17 protein-coding genes and 1 tRNA gene are annotated in these 18018 nt (G+C 46.0%); 9 read left to right on the top strand and 9 right to left on the bottom strand.

Features of this window, described 5'->3' with window-relative positions; genetic code table 11:
* Positions 1-8 precede the first annotated feature (8 nt).
* Positions 9-1820 (bottom strand): translational GTPase TypA, encoded by a 1812-nt coding sequence (gene typA / locus DP923_RS00485; protein WP_112303627.1) that lies wholly within the window; start codon positions 1818-1820, stop codon positions 9-11.
* 202 nt (positions 1821-2022) lie between these two features.
* Between typA and msrB the strand changes: the two genes are divergently transcribed.
* The 3 genes from msrB to DP923_RS00470 all read left to right on the top strand — a co-directional run bounded on the left by msrB (position 2023) and on the right by DP923_RS00470 (position 3427).
* Complete coding sequence (gene msrB, locus DP923_RS00480; RefSeq protein WP_112303625.1) at positions 2023-2571, top strand: peptide-methionine (R)-S-oxide reductase MsrB; 549 nt, start codon at positions 2023-2025, stop codon at positions 2569-2571.
* Between the two features lie 69 nt (positions 2572-2640).
* On the top strand, positions 2641-2901 hold the full coding sequence (locus DP923_RS00475; RefSeq protein WP_239020890.1) for a hypothetical protein: 261 nt from the start codon (positions 2641-2643) through the stop codon (positions 2899-2901).
* 181 nt (positions 2902-3082) lie between these two features.
* Complete coding sequence (locus DP923_RS00470; RefSeq protein WP_112303623.1) at positions 3083-3427, top strand: hypothetical protein; 345 nt, start codon at positions 3083-3085, stop codon at positions 3425-3427.
* 93 nt (positions 3428-3520) lie between these two features.
* Here the strand turns inward: DP923_RS00470 and DP923_RS00465 are convergent, their stop codons facing one another.
* On the bottom strand, positions 3521-3742 hold the full coding sequence (locus DP923_RS00465; RefSeq protein ID WP_112303621.1) for a hypothetical protein: 222 nt from the start codon (positions 3740-3742) through the stop codon (positions 3521-3523).
* A gap of 140 nt (positions 3743-3882) precedes the next feature.
* Here DP923_RS00465 and metG point away from each other — a divergent pair, with 140 nt between their 5' ends.
* A complete protein-coding gene (gene metG / locus DP923_RS00460) occupies positions 3883-5922 on the top strand; it encodes a methionine--tRNA ligase (protein WP_112303619.1) in 2040 nt (679 codons plus the stop codon).
* An 80-nt stretch (positions 5923-6002) separates the two neighbouring features.
* Here the strand turns inward: metG and DP923_RS00455 are convergent, their stop codons facing one another.
* From DP923_RS00455 to purL, 6 genes are all read right to left on the bottom strand, one after another.
* A complete protein-coding gene (locus DP923_RS00455; RefSeq protein WP_112303617.1) occupies positions 6003-7241 on the bottom strand; it encodes an MFS transporter in 1239 nt (412 codons plus the stop codon).
* 43 nt (positions 7242-7284) lie between these two features.
* Entirely contained in the window at positions 7285-7848 is a 564-nt protein-coding gene (gene pth / locus DP923_RS00450; RefSeq protein ID WP_112304742.1) for an aminoacyl-tRNA hydrolase, read from the bottom strand.
* A 228-nt stretch (positions 7849-8076) separates the two neighbouring features.
* On the bottom strand, positions 8077-8661 hold the full coding sequence (locus DP923_RS00445; protein ID WP_112303615.1) for a 50S ribosomal protein L25/general stress protein Ctc: 585 nt from the start codon (positions 8659-8661) through the stop codon (positions 8077-8079).
* Positions 8662-9001: 340 nt separating this feature from the next.
* A complete protein-coding gene (locus DP923_RS00440; protein ID WP_112303614.1) occupies positions 9002-9931 on the bottom strand; it encodes a ribose-phosphate pyrophosphokinase in 930 nt (309 codons plus the stop codon).
* A gap of 158 nt (positions 9932-10089) precedes the next feature.
* Positions 10090-10162, bottom strand: a tRNA-Gln gene (locus DP923_RS00435).
* 107 nt (positions 10163-10269) lie between these two features.
* A complete protein-coding gene (purL, locus tag DP923_RS00430) occupies positions 10270-12486 on the bottom strand; it encodes a phosphoribosylformylglycinamidine synthase subunit PurL (protein WP_112303612.1) in 2217 nt (738 codons plus the stop codon).
* 242 nt (positions 12487-12728) lie between these two features.
* Here purL and DP923_RS00425 point away from each other — a divergent pair, with 242 nt between their 5' ends.
* From DP923_RS00425 to DP923_RS00405, 5 genes are all read left to right on the top strand, one after another.
* Positions 12729-12950 (top strand): hypothetical protein, encoded by a 222-nt coding sequence (locus DP923_RS00425; protein WP_112303610.1) that lies wholly within the window; start codon positions 12729-12731, stop codon positions 12948-12950.
* 71 nt (positions 12951-13021) lie between these two features.
* A complete protein-coding gene (locus DP923_RS00420) occupies positions 13022-13510 on the top strand; it encodes a hypothetical protein (protein ID WP_112303608.1) in 489 nt (162 codons plus the stop codon).
* 202 nt (positions 13511-13712) lie between these two features.
* Positions 13713-15218 carry a F0F1 ATP synthase subunit beta gene (atpD, locus tag DP923_RS00415; RefSeq protein WP_112303606.1) on the top strand — a complete coding sequence of 502 codons (1506 nt, stop codon included), beginning with the start codon at positions 13713-13715 and terminating at the stop codon, positions 15216-15218.
* 85 nt (positions 15219-15303) lie between these two features.
* Positions 15304-15549, top strand: a complete 246-nt coding sequence (gene atpC / locus DP923_RS00410; RefSeq protein ID WP_112303604.1) for an ATP synthase F1 subunit epsilon — start codon at positions 15304-15306, stop codon at positions 15547-15549.
* Positions 15550-15675: 126 nt separating this feature from the next.
* Entirely contained in the window at positions 15676-16806 is a 1131-nt protein-coding gene (locus DP923_RS00405; protein ID WP_112303603.1) for a trans-sulfuration enzyme family protein, read from the top strand.
* 17 nt (positions 16807-16823) lie between these two features.
* On the opposite strand, the gene DP923_RS00400 is transcribed toward DP923_RS00405, so the two are convergent.
* Positions 16824-17954 carry a DegT/DnrJ/EryC1/StrS family aminotransferase gene (locus DP923_RS00400; RefSeq protein WP_112303602.1) on the bottom strand — a complete coding sequence of 377 codons (1131 nt, stop codon included), beginning with the start codon at positions 17952-17954 and terminating at the stop codon, positions 16824-16826.
* Positions 17955-18018: the final 64 nt, after the last annotated feature.

The raw sequence follows: 18018 nt of genomic DNA, 5'->3' as shown, positions 1-18018 counted from the left end.
TGGTTAGCTTAAGCTACTTCTTCTTTCTTGCCCATGCGGTTACGCTCGTTCTCCTCTAAGTAGATCTTACGCATACGCAGGCTCTTTGGCGTTACTTCCAGGTACTCATCCTTCTGGATGTATTCCATGGCTTCTTCCAGCGAGAAGTTCTTCGCAGGAGCGATCTTCGCGTTATCATCAGAACCGGAAGCACGCATGTTTGTCAGCTTCTTACCTTTCTGGATGTTTACCGTGATATCGTTCTGGCGGTTGTGCTCTCCTATTACCTGACCCATGTATACATCTACACCCGGATCAACAAAGAATACACCTCTGTCCTGTAATTTATCAATTGAGTAAGCTGTACCAGGGCCAGTTTCCATAGAAATGATAGAACCGTTGTTACGGCCTGGAATAGCGCCTTTATAAGGCTCGTAGCTCTGGAATCTGTGGTTCATGATCGCCTCACCAGCTGTAGCAGTCAGTACGTTGTTACGCAAACCGATCAGGCCACGCGCAGGTATGTTAAACTCCAGGTGCTGCAGGTCTCCTTTAGGCTCCATAATCGTCAGTTCACCTTTACGCATCGATACCAGCTCAATTACTTTACCAGCTGTTTCTTCCGGAACGTCTACTACCAGGTGCTCAATTGGCTCATGGCGTGTGCCGTCAATTTCCTTGAAAATTACCTGTGGCTGGCCAACCTGTAACTCATAGCCTTCGCGGCGCATGGTTTCGATCAGTACAGACAAGTGCAGAATACCACGACCGAACACTAAGAAAGTATCTTCACGGTCGGTTTCCTGAACGCGCAGGGCCAGGTTTTTCTCTGTTTCTTTGAACAAACGATCACGCAGGTGGCGCGATGTTACGAACTTACCCTCTTTACCGAAGAAAGGAGAGTTGTTGATCGTGAACAGCATGTTCATAGTTGGCTCATCGATAGAGATACGTGCCAGTGGCTCCGGGTTTTCTGCATCCGCGATGGTATCACCAATGTCGAAACCTTCAATACCTGTAATAGCACAGATCTCGCCGGCTGATACTTCGGTTACCGATTTTCTGCCAAGGCCTTCAAAAATCTGAAGTTCTTTGATCTTACCTTTTTTGATAGAACCATCTGCTTTGCACAAGCTGATCGGCATACCTTCTTTAAGCGTACCACGGTGCACACGACCGATAGCGATACGACCTACGAAAGAAGAATAATCTAGGGATGTGATCTGCATCTGCGGCGTACCTTCGCGGTAAGGAGCAGGAGGAATCACATCAATGATAGCATCCAGTAAAGGCGTAATGTTATCAGTTGGATGGTTCCAATCTGTGCTCATCCAACCTTGCTTAGACGAACCATAAAGCGTGGTAAAGTCTAACTGGTCTTCGGAAGCTTCCAGGTTAAACATCAGGTCGAATACTTGTTCGTGTACTTCGTCCGGACGGCAGTTTTCTTTATCTACTTTGTTTACAACTACAATTGGTTTCAGGCCAAGCTGGATCGCTTTACCTAATACGAAACGTGTCTGAGGCATGGCACCTTCAAAAGCATCTACTAAAAGTAGTACACCATCGGCCATCTTAAGTACACGCTCTACCTCACCACCAAAGTCGGCGTGACCAGGGGTGTCGATCACGTTGATTTTAACGCCTTTGTAACGAACTGATACGTTTTTGGAAACAATCGTGATCCCGCGTTCGCGTTCCAGGTCATTGTTGTCCAGTATAAGGTCGTCAAAGTGCTGGTGCTCGGCGAAAAGCTTTGAAGCATGAATGATCTTATCCACAAGCGTTGTCTTGCCGTGGTCTACGTGTGCGATAATCGCGATATTTCGAATGTTCTGCATTGAATTGGTTTTTCGAGGTGCAAAAATACTAAAAAAAATGCACATTTTTAGTAGCCTGCTCGAAATAAACAGGTTATGTTCTTTTTAAGTTCGCCAACATGCCTGTTTATGTCTGAACATCAGGTCTGGTTTTTGGTTAAGATGAAGTATAAGTACAAGTGCATCCCAATCCGGAGAGCCACTTTTTAACGTAGTATAAAGTATGAAAACAGCCTATTTAATCTTCAGTTTGTGCCTTGTAGTAAGCCTGCAGGCATGTGGCCAGCAAAGTAAGTCCGCAGAAAAAACAACGGCCGCTACCGGAACGGCACCACTTTCAGACCAGGAAACAAAACAACTAAGCAGCCAGGCACCAACCGGGAAGGTGAAAAAAACCGAGGCCGAATGGAAAAAAATACTTTCGCCGGAAGCCTTTTATGTACTCCGGAAGAAGGGAACCGAGAAGCCATTTGTGAACAAATACAACGATAACCACGAAAAAGGAATCTACAACTGCGCCGCATGCGGCAACCCCATGTTCAGCTCAGAAACCAAATTTGAGTCGGGTACGGGCTGGCCAAGCTTCTGGAAACCAGTTTCTAAAAAGAATGTGAAAGAAGTAACCGACAGGTCGATGGGGATGCTGCGCACCGAAGTGGTTTGCCCGCGTTGCGACTCCCACATCGGTCACGTGTTTGATGATGGCCCCAAGCCTACCGGGCTGCGCTATTGCCTGAACTCGGCAGCACTCAGCTTTAAAGCTGCCAACTAAGTATAAACCTGCTTTAACTATTAAACCGAGGCTTGCGTATCTTTTATCCTACACTTAAAACTTAGAACGATGCAGGAAATACATTCTGAAGCTGAAAATATCGAAAACTTATCGCAGTGCATCATAGATGCTTTCAAGAAAATGGATGTGCAGGAAGGCCAGGTGCTTACTTACCAGGAACTATACCCTTACCTGCAGGAAAAATATCCGAAGTATAAAGACGTACAAACCCAAGCTGAACAGCATTTAGTTAAAACAGGCGTCGTAAATCCGGCTCCGGACGGCCTGATGCTGACACAAGTTGGCGGCCAACGTCTGTACGGAAATTAATCCGAAAGTATAAACCAGGTATAAAAGCAGGAAACCATAACCGTTTCCTGCTTTTTTTATGGATTTTGAGTTAAACGCAAGTATAAACCGCCATCCTGAAAGCAAATCCCATACTTGTATTTATACAAAGCTGCGTATAAAGTATAACCCTCAGGAAGATGGAAATAACAAAGTATAAGCGATGAAAAATCTAACAGTATATAGTATCGGGTTTCTGTTTTTAACGGTTTCGGCGTGTACCTCGCTGTCGACGGGGCAGGAGGCTGTAGTAGAAGGCGAAGCAGACCAAAACAGGAGAGTACGCTACCAGAATAATACCACCACTACCGCACCCCTGCGCCAAAGTATGAACGAGCAGGCAAGCGAAATTAACCGCAAGCGCAACATCGAAGATGCCGGCTCAAACAACCCGGCTACTACACCACCAGATTTACGGCCGCAGCGCGTGCCCAACGCACCCGTAGATTCGGCTATACATAACGTAAACCGGCCTATTCCAACCCGTGTCAGGCCCATTGATAATTAAAAAAGCCCTGGCTATACTTTAAATAGCAAGGGCTTTTTTAATTGAGCAAACAGAAATCATACTTTGAGCAAGCTGTTAAAGTATAAAAAACGGTTATTTTTCGTCGTTGTCGCCTACTTCCGTAATGTCTTCATCGCTCAGGTCCAGGTCGTCGGGTTCCAGGTTTACATAAATTTCGTTGGCGGGCGGTGTCGTCTCCGATTCGCGGGTATCTTCTTTAGGGGCCGGGTTCTTCGTTATTCTGTTTTCAATATTTTTTTCGCCCAGCGTGTCGCCGTCGCCTTTTTTTACTTTAGAGGTATCTTTATTTGCCATGATGATTTAAAAGATTGGGTGATACTGCATGTACGCAGCCGCCGCACCGAAGTAGACAGTATCACGTATTTTATACTTGGGTAAAGCGGTGCAGGTGCATTACGCGCACTATTCGTATATTTGTTTTTTTATGACCAACCATGACACCGAACCCGAAACGATATACCGTAACAGCCGCTTTACCATACGCTAATGGCCCCGTACACATTGGCCACCTGGCCGGCGTATACTTGCCCGCTGATATTTACGTGCGCTACCTGCGCTCCCAGAAAAGAGATGTCAAGTTTATTTGCGGCTCCGATGAGCATGGCGTACCGATCACGATCAGAGCAAAAAAAGAAGGCATTACCCCGCAGCAAGCCGTAGATAAATACCATACGTTAATCAAAGATTCGTTCGCTGATTTCAATATTTCCTTTGATATCTATGACCGTACTTCTTCTGAAATACACCACGAAACAGCGTCTGATTTCTTCCTGAAACTGTTTAACGAAGGCAAGTTTGTAGAGCAGACCACGCAGCAGTATTTTGATGAGAAAGCCCAGCAGTTTCTGGCAGATCGCTACATAACCGGCACCTGCCCGAAGTGCGGAAACGAGAACGCCTACGGCGACCAGTGCGAAAGCTGCGGCACCACGCTAAACGCAACAGACCTCATCAACCCGAAAAGTACCCTAAGCGGGGCAGCACCCGTTATGCGCGAAACCAAACACTGGTACCTGCCGCTTAACGAGTATGAAGCCTGGCTGCGTGAGTGGATCGTGGAAGGCCATAAGCAGGACTGGAAACCGAACGTGTACGGCCAGTGCAAAAGCTGGATAGACCAGGGCTTGCAGCCACGCGCCGTAACCCGCGACCTGGATTGGGGCGTGCCCGTGCCGGTAAAAGGCGCAGAAGGCAAAGTACTGTATGTTTGGTTTGATGCACCCATCGGTTACATTTCTGCTACCAAAGCACTTACACCGGATTGGGAATTATACTGGAAAGACAAAGAATCCAAGCTCGTACATTTTATTGGCAAGGACAACATCGTGTTCCATTGCATCATTTTCCCGAGTATGCTGAAGGCGCACGGCGATTATATTCTGCCGGATAACGTGCCTGCCAACGAGTTTTTGAACCTGGAAGGCGATAAAATTTCTACCTCGCGTAACTGGGCGGTGTGGCTGCACGAATACCTCGAAGACTTTAAAGGCAAAGGCGATGTGCTGCGTTACGTGCTGGCCGCCAACGCTCCCGAAACAAAGGACAACGACTTCACCTGGAAAGATTACCAGGCACGCAACAACAACGAGCTGCTGGCTATACTTGGTAACTTCATTAACCGAGCCGTGGTGCTCACGCAGAAGTATTACGAAGGCGCTGTTCCGGCCCGTGGCCCGCTCACCGATTACGACCAGGAAGTATTAACCCAGTTAGAAAAATATCCGGCTATTATTGGCGAACTGATCGAGCGTTACCGTTTCCGGGAGGCACTGAGCGAACTGATGAACCTGGCACGTTTAGGCAACAAATACTTAGCCGATACTGAGCCCTGGAAACTGATCAAAACGGATGAGGAACGTGTAAAAACGATCATGAACATTGCGTTACAGATCTCAGCCAGCTTGAACATATTAATGGAGCCGTTCCTGCCGGATTCTGCTACAAAACTACGCAGTATGCTGAACATGGCTTTGGGAACATGGGCCGAAGCCGGTGCTACAGATTTATTAAAAACAGGCCACGTAATAGGAAAGCCAGAGTTGATGTTCGAGAAAGTAGAAGATGCCGCCGTGGAAGCGCAGGTACAGAAACTACTCGATACCAAAGTTGCCAACCAGGTAGCCAATGCCGTTGCAGAACCAGCCAAAGAAGACATTACCTTTGATGATTTCACAAAGCTGGATATTCGCATCGGTACCATCCTGGAAGCAGAAAAAGTAGCGAAAACCAAAAAATTGCTCAAGCTTAAAATTGACACCGGCATCGACCAGCGCACCGTAGTAAGTGGTATTGCTGAATTTTTCGCACCGGAGGCTATCATTGGGCAACAGGTAAGTATATTGGTAAATTTGGCCCCACGCGATATTAAAGGTATCACCAGCCAGGGCATGATTCTGATGGCCGAAAATGCAGATGGTTCGTTAGCCTTTGTGCAGCCGAACAAGGAAATCATGAACGGCGGGAAAGTGTCTTAAATCTCAGTATAAATCTCCTATAAAAGTATAAACCCGCAGGCTATTTAGTTAGTCTGCGGGTTTATACTTTTATAGGAGATTTATACTTTAGCCAGTGCTAGTTTGTCGTGGCGTTGCTGTTCTATTTTGGTCACTACCCAGTAAAGTCCGACAGCCGTCAGAAAAGAGACAATACCAGTTATCCACCACAGTACCGGAAAGCCGTAAGCCGCAATAATGGAAGTGCCCAGCAAAGGAGCCAGCACATGCGCAGCCGAAAATGCAATGGTATACAAGCCCATATAACTACCGCGGTTAAATTCGTTGGAGCGTTCTACAGTTAGAGTTGCCATAAAAGGCATCGCCAGAATTTCAGATATACTCAGCAGCAGCATCGCCACATACAAAATACTGACGTGCTCAAACAAATTTAAAAGTATAAACGAAGCACCCAGTACAAGCAAACCGATACTTATTAAAACCGATTTGTTTGCTTTATCGCCGAGCAGGTAAACGATCATCATCTCCATCGAGAAAACAATTAAGCCGTTAAAAGCCATCAGCAGGCCGATATTACTTTCAGGCAGCGCGTATTCCTGACGGTAATAAAGGGGGAGCGTAACAAACAACTGGAAAAAGATGATCGCAAAGCAACTGCACAACCCTACAAACATCAGGAAATAGACATCCTTATAAGGCGAGGAAGCCGCAACAGTTTTTATACTGGCAGCTCTGGCCGTTTTGGGAGCAAAGCCGCGCTGGTTTCTAAAGTATAAAAAGAAGAAAAGACCAGCCGCCACGCACGTAAGGCCATCTGCAATAAAAAGCCATTTATAGGAGATAGCTGCCAGCAAGCCACCTAACGCCGGGCCCACAGAAAAGCCCAGGTTAATGGCCATCCTGTTCAGGGAAAAAGCGCGTGTTACGTTTTCGGGTTTGGCGTAATAAGCGATGGAGGCCGAGTTGGCCGGGCGCAGCATATCATTTACCAGACTAAGTATAAACACACCGGCAGCCAGGTACTCGAACTGGCGCAGGTTCAGCAACATAAAGTATAAACTGCCGCCCAGCACCAAGCTTACAAACTGCACCCAAAAATGCCCCAGTTTATCGGTTAGCCAGCCGCCCAGAAAAGAACCGCATACCGACCCAAGGCCATAAATACTCAGGATAATACCGGCATCTTTCAGCGAGTAACCCAGCATATCCGTCAGGTACAAACTTAAAAAAGGCGTTACCATAGCGCCACTCCTGTTTATCAGCATCACCAGCGACATCATCCAGGCAGGTTTGGAGAGGCCGCCAAAGGCGTTGCGGTAAAGCAGGAATAGCTTTTTCATGGAAGGGCAGGAGAGGTTCCTTAAAGTATAAAGAAGGTGGTGTTTATTTGGTATTAAACTGGTTCATGGTGCGCTCCAGGCCAATGGTGCCAAATGCAAGCGAGGCATCCGCAGATTTCTCTATCAGCGTCTGTAAATCGATCTGCTCATCGTCGCTGAATTTACCTAGCACATAATCCACTTGCTTGCCTGCATGGAAGCTATCGCCTACACCAAAACGCAAACGCGGGTAGTTGTTATGCCCCAGCGTCTGTTCGATGTGTTTTAACCCGTTATGCCCCCCGGCACTGCCCTTCATCCGGATCCGGATCTTACCAAAGGGCAAGGCAATATCATCTGTAATTACAAGGAGGCTATCGGGCTCCAGTTTCAGGCTGCTCAGGTAATGGCCCACTGCTTTGCCGCTCAGGTTCATGTAGGTGGTAGGTTTTACCAGTACGTACGTGCGGCCTTTGTGCTTAATTTCGGTTGTAAATGCGTGGCGGCCCAGCTCAAATTTAGCATCGTGTTTTTTAGCGAGGTAATCCAGCACCATAAAGCCGATGTTATGGCGTGTTTCCGCATATTCGGGCCCGATATTGCCGAGGCCCACAATCAGGTATTTCATACTTGTATCTTCGGGTGTGGCAGGAGAGGACTGCTTAAAGCCCAACCACTGTTTTATTGCTTTAACTGCTGAATTGTTCAATAGTTGAATTGTTGATTTAAATAGAATAACACTATGGTGGCAATTTAACTTTTTAACAATTAAGACATTCAACCTTTTACCGGAAACAAAAAATCCTGTCCTGCACAGCGGCAGAACAGGATTTGATTTGGTAATACCAAGCGAAGCTTATTTCTTACCGCGTGCTTCCTCTACCTGTGCGCTCTTAAGGGCACGTGGAACAGTAACAGTTGCTACCGGAGCAAGTGGGTTAGATAAGATCTCGTAGTTCTGTGGAACGATCTTGCTAACTTTGATTGATTTGCCCAGTTCAAGTTCAGAAATATCAACTTCAATTGCATCTGGCAGGTTAGCCGGAAGCGCCTTGATTCTGATCTTGCGAAGTTTTGTAACCAGTTTACCACCTAGTAATACACCAGGAGATACACCAACAAATTTCACTGGAATATCCATCTTAACAACTTTGTCATCCTGAAGCTCCAGGAAGTCAACGTGCAGTAACATTTCGTTTACCGGATGGAATTGGATATCCTGCATGATGGCTCTGTAGTGCGTGCCTTCAATGTTCAGGTCGATTTCGTATACTTCCGGAGAATAAACTAAGTCTCTGAAAAGGATAGCTGGTGCATAGAAGTGAACTTGCTCAGCACCGCCGTACAATACACCTGGTACAAAAGACTCATTGCGAAGTTCTTTTGTCTGTGCTTTACCGAGATTTGCTCTTTTAAACCCTATAATCTCTAATGTTTTCATAAAAATGAATTTTAAAATATAAATGAAGCCGCGAAGGTACGGATTTAATTGTGGATTGTTAAATTGTTGCTTGTTTTTTATTGAGGTTGAAGAATATCAGTAAAGTATAAGTAAAAACGAAAGGTTCTGCCGTTGTTGGTGTTTTCACCGACAACTATACATTACCCTGTAGTGCTTGCTGGTGAAAACACGCAGCAAGGGCAACAAAAAAATACTTTGCTGATACTACACAGCTTACTAGAAATTGTTCAGCTTCAGCAAAGTATAGCAAAAAAATAAAGGTTAAATTGTTATCCCGCAGAACAACAATTTAACCTTTAAGCAATTAAATAAATCAGTATTATATAAACAGCGAGCTGATGGATTCGTGGGTTACCACGCTGTTAATGGCTCTGGCAAAAAGATCAGAGAAAGAAAGTACTTTGATCTTATCGCTTGGCTGTTTTAATGGAATAGTATCTGATACCACCAATTCTTCCAGCACGGAGTTCTGAATACGCTCATAGGCCGGGCCTGAAAGTACAGGGTGTGTGGCAATGGCTCGAACCGATCTGGCTCCTTTTTGCTTTAGAAGTTCCGCTGCTTTGGTAATGGTTCCGGCTGTATCCACCATGTCATCAACCAAAACAACATCCATGCCTTCTACATCACCGATTACCTGCATCGAAGCGATTTCGTTGGCGCGTACACGGTGCTTATCGCAAACCACCATTTCGGCACCAAAATTTTTGGCGAAAGCTCTTGTTCTTACCACACCTCCCACATCCGGAGAAGCGAAGATCAGGTTACTGCCCAGGTTCAGGCTGCGCAGGTAAGGCACAAATATGGCAGATCCGTCCAGATGATCTACGGGAATATCGAAAAAGCCCTGAATCTGACCGGCATGCAGATCGCAGGTCATCAGGCGGTCGGCGCCACAAGATTGTATGGCATTGGCTAACACTTTAGCTCCGATCGAAACACGTGGCTTGTCTTTTCTGTCCTGGCGGGCATATCCGTAATACGGCATTACCACGATCACTTTGTGGGCGGATGCACGCTTGGCAGCATCTACCAGCAGCATAAGCTCCATCAGGTTATCAGCCGGCGGAAAAGTAGAAGAAACGATAAACACCTCGGCACCACGAACAGACTCGTTAAAGTGTACGCCAATCTCACCATCGCTGAAACGGGAAATACTTAAGTCGCCGAGTGTAGTGCCGTAAGCGGCAGCTATTTTCTCAGCTAAATATTGGGATGCAGAACCAGAAAAAATTTTAACCTGTGGCATAGGGGGCCTTTGTGCTGAATTTTTTGTTTAGTTTAACTAGAGGCAAAGCTATCAAAAATCCTTTAGAAAGTATGAGAGTTTTCTGGTTTTAAATTACTTACAGATAGGCTTAAAACAAAAAAAGGATAACACACAGAGCGTATGTTATCCTTTTAAAGTTGTCCGACCAGGTTTCGAACCTGGACTCTTCTGAACCAAAATCAGACGTGTTGCCAGTTACACCATCGGACAAGTTACCTACTAGACTTCAGAGTGGAAGCCCCTTCGTCGTTCAGTGATGCAAAGATAGAGAGACGATTTTAAACTGCAAACATTTGCCGAAAAAAATCTTAAAAAATTTAGTCTAAAATCTGCTCCAGCGCGGTATCGTAGTGTTTTTTGGCCACTGTAATGCCACCAAACAGCGCACCATCTATGTGGCAATCGTGGCTTGTTACGGTACCTAATTTGGTGAAATTCACACCTTTATTTTGTAATGCCTTTTCGAAAGCAGCCTGTTGTTCAGCCGAAACGGAAACAACTACGCGGCTCTGGCTTTCCCCAAATAAAAATGCATCTTTTCTGAAATTTTTATCTGTTTCGATATCAAAACCCAGTTCGTTTGGCATGGCAGCCTCCAGTAAAGCGATGTATAAACCGCCATCTGCCACATCGTGTGCCGATCTGATCAGTTTTTGTTCGATGATTTCTTTCACTGCCGCCTGTACTTTCAACTCCTGGTCCATATCAAAGTATGGCGCCGGCGAAAGTTTTACATTGTGGTACGAGTACAGGTATTCAGAAGAAGCAATGTCGTTCTGCGAGTCACCGATCAGGTAAATTGCATCGCCAGCCTTCTGGAAGGCAAGTGTCATCTGGTTTTCTTTGTTCTCCAGTAAGCCCAGCATACCAATGGTAGGCGTCGGGAAAACCGGGCCTTCGTCTGATGATTGGTTGTAGAAGCTCACGTTACCGCCTGTTACCGGTGTGCCAAAAGCGTTACAAGCTTTGCCCATCCCTTTAATAGCACCAACAAAATGCCAGTATACTTCCGGTACGTATGGGTTGCCAAAGTTCAGGCAGTTGGTAATAGCAATCGGCTCTCCGCCTGTGCATACAATATTACGGGCAGCTTCGGCAACGGCTATGGCAGTTCCCTGTTCCGGGTCGGCATATACGTAGCGGCTGTTGCAATCCACTGTAATCACAATTGATTTATCGGTGCCTTTTACTTTTACAACAGCTGCATCGGCAGGTGCGTTGGTTGTAGTTGTGGCTGTGCCTACCATCGAATCGTATTGGCGGTATACCCAGCGTTTAGAGGCAATGTTCGGATGTGTGGTCAGGAAATCGGCAACGGCTTGCAGGTCTTCCGGCTCCTGTACCTGGTCTATGTTAAATTTCTTGGCTTCCTGGAAGTAAGCAGGCTCCTTATACTCTCTGTGGTAAACCGGGGCTCCTCCACCTAAAACCAAGTCATCGGCAGGTACATCGGCAGCGAGTTCGCCGTTCATAAAGTAGCGTAGTCTTCCGCCTTCTGTTACTACGCCAATTTCTTCGCAGTACAGGTCCCACTTATCGCAGATGTCTTTAATCGTTTGCTCGTAACCTTTCTTCATCACGATCAACATGCGCTCCTGGCTTTCGGATAGCAGGATTTCGAACGGAACCATGTCCTTTTGGCGTGTAGGTACTTTATCCAGCCAGATATCCATGCCGTGTTCGCCTTTGGCGCTCATTTCGGAAGTAGAGCAGGTAATACCGGCAGCGCCCATATCCTGCATGCCTATTACGTGACCCGACTGGATAATCTCCAGCGTAGCTTCCATCAATAGTTTTTCCTGGAACGGATCGCCTACCTGTACAGATGGAAGGTCTTTGGCAGAATCTTCGGTGATATCCTTAGAAGCAAAAGCAGCACCGTGTATACCATCCTTACCAGTGGCAGAACCAACAATAAATACCGGGTTGCCAACACCGTAAGATGTAGCAGAAGCCGTTTCGCCTACTTTAACGATACCAGCCGAGAAAGCATTTACCAGCGGGTTAATGTTGTAGCACTCATCAAAGAATAACTCACCACCTACAGTTGGTATACCAAAGGCATTACCGTAATGGCTGATGCCTTTTACCACACCACGCAGCAAGCCTTTCGTTTTTTCGGAATGCGGGTTGCCGAAACGCAACGAGTTAAGCTGCGCAATCGGGCGGGCACCCATCGTAAAAATATCGCGGTTTATACCACCAACGCCGGTTGCAGCGCCCTGGTATGGCTCTATGGCTGATGGGTGGTTATGAGATTCTATTTTAAAGCTGCAGGCATAACCGTCGCCGATATCTACTAAGCCAGCGTTTTCTTCACCGGCTTTGGCCAGCATGCGGGGCGAGTCTTTTGGCAGTGTTTTTAACCAGACAATCGAGTTTTTGTAAGAGCAGTGCTCCGACCACATCACAGAAAAGATACTTAACTCTGTAAAGTTTGGCGTGCGGCCCAGTATCTGTTTAATCTTTTCGAATTCTTCTTCCAGAAGACCAAGCTTCTGCGCTGTTTCTACTGTAGTGAGTTGTTTTTCCACGTTTGTCTGGCTTTTATAAACGGATTGGCAAAAGTAGGAACTTATACTTTAAGACAACAGCAGAACTTAAGTTTTTAGAGCAGAAGGCTGTTATACCACTTTAAACTGTCCATAGGCAGAGCAGCAATGTATAAATCATACTTAAAAAAATAAAATACGGCTATTTTGGAAGTACTGCTGTCACTTAATAGAAGCTTATCCGTAAGATATCATACCCTTTATATATTCCCTATTTTTGATTTATGATCTTACATCCTGAAATGGTAACAACAACCTGTGGCCGTACCCTTAACCTTAATCAGTCAGAAGTTGTGATCGAGCGTTCCAACAGCCTGTTTAGCTACAACATCCACCGGTTGCCCACAGGAGAATATATGATAGCCGAACGTTTTTATGCTAATCCTTTCAATAACAGATACATCCTGCTGAACGACGAGCAAATAGAGATGCTCAAACATTTATAACAAGTATAAAGAAAGTAGGTGTTGTATCAGCTTTATGTTATATATTTGATATCTAATCTTAAAACTGTTTTATGAAAACACTTTATACTTTCGCCATTATTGTATTGACTGGTGTAGCTGGCATCCAAACCGTAGCAGCACAGACTTACCCTGCCAACCCAGCTGCAACTGCACAGGACTCGACTACAGCAGGTACGCAAAAAGCAAGTAAGAAAACTAAAGAGAAGAAAGAGACCAAAAAAAGAACCCGTGTGGTGATGAGTAGTGAAGTGCTCCGCACAAGTATGGTAAAGCGAAGCGATATATCTCCTAACAAGGTAGAAGTTGTAATAAAGCAGGCAGGAAGAGTTATTAATAACCCCAATGATCTGCAAATGGTAGGTTCTAATGGCACAGTGGTAAATCTGAGTAATTACATAGGATTTGAAAATATGGAACTGCCTTTTGATGGTTATGTACGTTTCAGGGCTCAAAACCTGATGAATAACTCAGTTTATGAACGCCAGGTACGTTTTGTAGTTACTGACCCCGGTCAGTGGGTATTACGCATAGAATTATAGTAGTAAGTATAGATCCAAGTATAAAAACGGCCGTAGCAGCTTAAGATAAAAAGTTCTTTGCTGCTACGGCCGTTTTTTGTTAAGTTTAGGAGATTGGGCACCGGGTTAAAAGTTTTTAATCTGAAGTATGGATATAAGAGATTTATACATTAGTTTTGCACCCTGAAATAACTCCGTTACAATAGTTAATATAAAAAGTCTAATGGCAAATATTGGCAGAATTACCCAGGTTATCGGTCCGGTTGTGGACGTTAGCTTTGCGGGTGAAAACGCGAAATTACCAAACCTGCTCGATGCGCTTGAGGTAATTAAAGAAAACGGTCAGCGCATTGTACTGGAAGTACAGCAGCACCTGGGCGAAGATCGGGTACGTACCATTGCGATGGACTCAACCGAAGGTCTAACCCGTGGCGCGCAAGTAAATGACCTGGGTGGCCCTATCACGATGCCAACCGGTAATTCTATTAATGGCCGTCTGTTCAACGTGATCGGCGAAGCTATTGATGGTATCGCACAGCCTGTTTCTTCTACGCGTCTGCCAATTCACCGTGCTGCGCCTCTTTTCGAAGAACTTGCAACCTCATCTGAGATCTTATATACAGGTATCAAAGTAATCGATCTTTTAGCGCCTTATGTAAAGGGTGGTAAAATTGGTTTGTTCGGTGGTGCCGGTGTAGGTAAAACCGTATTGATCATGGAGCTGGTAAACAACATTGCAAAGGCCTATTCTGGTCTGTCGGTGTTTGCCGGTGTAGGAGAGCGTACCCGTGAAGGAAACGACTTACTTCGTGAATTCTTAGAATCTGATATCATCCGTTACGGCGAAGAGTTTAAGCACTCGATGGAAGCCGGTGGATGGGACCTGACAAAAGTAGACATGGCTGAACTTGAGAAATCTCAGGCAACGCTTGTGTTCGGTCAGATGAACGAGCCTCCTGGGGCACGTGCACGTGTGGCGCTTGCCGGTCTTACGGTTGCTGAAAACTTCCGTGATGGCGATGGTACTGGTGCTGGTCGCGATATCCTTTTCTTTATCGATAACATCTTCCGCTTCACGCAGGCAGGTTCTGAAGTATCAGCCCTTCTTGGCCGTATGCCATCTGCAGTAGGTTACCAGCCAACGCTGGCAACTGAAATGGGTGCCATGCAGGAGCGTATCACGTCTACTAAGCGTGGTTCCATTACATCTGTTCAGGCCGTTTATGTACCTGCGGATGACTTGACTGACCCTGCTCCAGCGACGACTTTCGCTCACTTGGATGCAACAACCGTACTTTCTCGTAAAATTGCAGAGCTAGGTATCTACCCTGCGGTGGATCCTCTGGACTCTACTTCACGCATCCTGTCTGCTGACGTTTTGGGCGACGAGCACTACAACACAGCACAGCGCGTTAAGGAGATTCTGCAGCGTTACAAAGAACTTCAGGATATCATCGCCATCCTTGGTATGGACGAACTTTCTGATGAAGATAAATTAGTAGTACACAGAGCGCGCCGTGTGCAGCGTTTCCTGTCGCAGCCATTCCACGTAGCAGAGCAGTTCACTGGTCTTGCAGGTGTATTGGTTGATATCAAAGAAACAATCAAAGGCTTCAACCAGATCATGGATGGTCTGTATGACCACCTTCCGGAGTCAGCATTTAACTTGGTAGGTTCTATCGAAGATGCCGTTGCCAAAGGTGAGAAAATGATGGCTGAAGCAAAGTAGTAAACCAGTTCTGAGTTCTGAGTTCTGAGTCTCGCATTTTCGGGGATACTCAGAACTCAGAACTCGTAACTCAAGACTCATATAAATGTATTTAGAGATAATCACACCAGATAAAAAGGTTTTTGCCGGTGAGGTAGAAGCAGCTCAGTTTCCGGGAGCAAATGGCTCATTTGAAGTTCTGAACTCGCACGCGCCCCTTATCAGCACCATGGAAAGAGGCAGCATCCGCATTACAACCAACAAAGGCCAGGAGTTTTTTACCGTTGATGGTGGTGTGGTTGAAGTCCTGAATAACAAAATTATTGTACTGGCTGAGTCTGTGATCGAATAGATCTTTGCCAAAGTATAAAGTATAAATCCCTTCTGTTTCCCAAAGCAGAAGGGATTTTTTTGTTTACATCACTAGCACTAAATCACCAATTACTGCTTAACTTACCTTTGGATTTATACTTCAGATATGCCACAGATAACACCTAAAACCACTCCTATTTACCAGACTTCCGTTTTTACCTTCGAGGACCTGAATGCGCTAGAGTTATACTTTAGTGAGCCCGGAAAAAGCTATATGTATACGCGCTATGGTAACCCGAATACCGAGGAGCTGGCTCAGGAAATAAATAAGCTGGAAGGTGGTGCAGGTGCTGTGGTTACCTCGTCTGGTATGTCTGGTATTCTGGCGGCTGTGTTGAGCATTTGCAAAGCCGGCGACCATATTTTATGTGCAGAAGAAATATACGGCGGCTCATCTACGCTTTTATCGCAGGAACTGACACGGTTGGGCATCGAAGTTACCTATGTGCCAACCGCTGATACGTATACGCTAAGCAGCTATGTAAAACCGACCACCCGTTTGCTGCTGGCCGAAACCATGAGCAATCCGCTTTTACTTGTTCTGGATATCGAAAAGCTAGCCAAAGAAACGAGAGCGCATAATATAAAACTGGTTATTGATAACACGTTTGCAACGCCGGTACTTACCAAACCACTTGCTTTAGGTGCGGATATGGTTATCCATAGTATCACAAAGTATATTTCCGGGCACAGCGATGTAACAGCAGGAGTTGTAATCTGTAAGCAATCAGAAGACCTGCAACGGGTACAAAAAGTGATGATGGTATTGGGCCTGAACCTTAGCCCGTTCGAAGGCTGGCTGGCAGTGCGTGGTTTAAAAACATTGCGCCTGCGCATGAAACAGCATAGCAGCAACGCCTTGGAAATAGCCAGTTACCTGCAGCAACACCCGAAAGTGGAGAAAGTATGGTACCCGGGCCTAAGCGCGCATCCGCAGCACGAACTGGCAAAACAGCAGGGCAATGGCATGTTTGGTGGTATGCTGAGCTTCAAAATAAAAGATGATACGGAAGCAGTAAACCGTTTTATGCAGGGTTTGCAACACATTCCGTTTGCGCCTTCGCTGGCAGGCGTCAGTACCTCTATTTCTTACCCGATGGGAACCTCGCACCGTAGCCTCACACCGGAACAACAGCAAAGTATGGGAATTACAACGGGCGTTATTCGTTTATCGGTAGGCATCGAAGAACCAGAGGAACTACTGGCTGACCTGGAACAAGCACTGGCGCAAGTATAAAATTTATACTTGCAGCCTTAGCTGATGAGTAATTTCTGAAGTGTTTTAATTACTTTTTGCTGCTCTTCTTCGGTTAGGTTGCTGCTGCTTGGCAAACAAAGGCCGCGCTTGTATAGCTGGCTGCTGAGGTGATCGCCAAAGTATAGCGCATCCTTAAATAATGTTTGCTGATGAAGCGGTTTCCAGAGCAGGCTGGTTTCGATGTTTTCAGCTTCCAGAGCGTGTTTTATACTTTCAGGTGAGAATTGTTCCGGAAGCAAAACAGTGGAAAGCCAACGATTGGAGAAACATACTTTAGGCTCTGGCAAAAACTCGATTCCTTCGATCGTTTGGAGCTGTTCTTTGTAGTAACTATAAATTTCGCGACGTTGCTTGATGCGTTGTTCCAGTACTTCCATTTGCCCGCGGCCAATGCCGGCACTCACATTACTCATGCGGTAATTAAAACCGATAGTATGGTGGTCGGTTTCGGAAGCAAGGCCAGTTGCGTTGGTGGCAAGAGATAATGCTTCTTTTGCAAGTGCTTCATCTTCCGTAACCAAGGCGCCGCCTCCTGATGTGGATACAATATTATTTCCACTAAACGAAAAAGCACCTGCCTTGCCAAGTGTACCTACCTGGTGCCCGGTGTACCGCGAGCCCAGTGCTTCAGCTGCATCTTCCACCACCGGAATGTTAAACTCTTCTGCAATTGCCAGGATTTCGTTCATCTTAGCAGGCATCCCATACACATGCACTACCAAAATACAAGTTGGCATTTTGCCAGCCTGTGCCCGAGCTGTAAGCGCCTGCTGAAGTGCTTCCGGGTGCATGTTCCACGTTTCAGTCTCGCTGTCAACAAAAACCGGTGTGGCACCCAGGTATAAAATGGGGTTGGCAGAAGCGATACTTGTAAATGTAGAACAGATTACTTCATCACCGGCTTTTACGCCAGCCACCTGAAGTGCCAGATGAATGGCTGCTGTACCAGAGTTTAAAGCTACCGCAAACCGGGCGTTGGTATGCTGGCAAACGTCGTGTTCAAAACCGGCCAGGTTTGGCCCTGCGGTTCCTACCCAATTATCTTCCAGTGCTTTTAATACATAGTTTTTTTCGTGGCCACCCATGTGCGGCACCGACAGAAAAATACGTCCGGGCTTATAGTTCATATGTTTCGAAAGTTGGTAGCAGGCGCTTACTCAAAGTATACTTTTATTTTGATTTTGTTACTAC

Origin of the sequence: Pontibacter arcticus (assembly GCF_003284895.1) — a bacterium.
Classification (GTDB): Bacteria; Bacteroidota; Bacteroidia; order Cytophagales; family Hymenobacteraceae; genus Pontibacter; species Pontibacter arcticus.
This window is presented reverse-complemented; position numbering and strand designations above follow the sequence as displayed.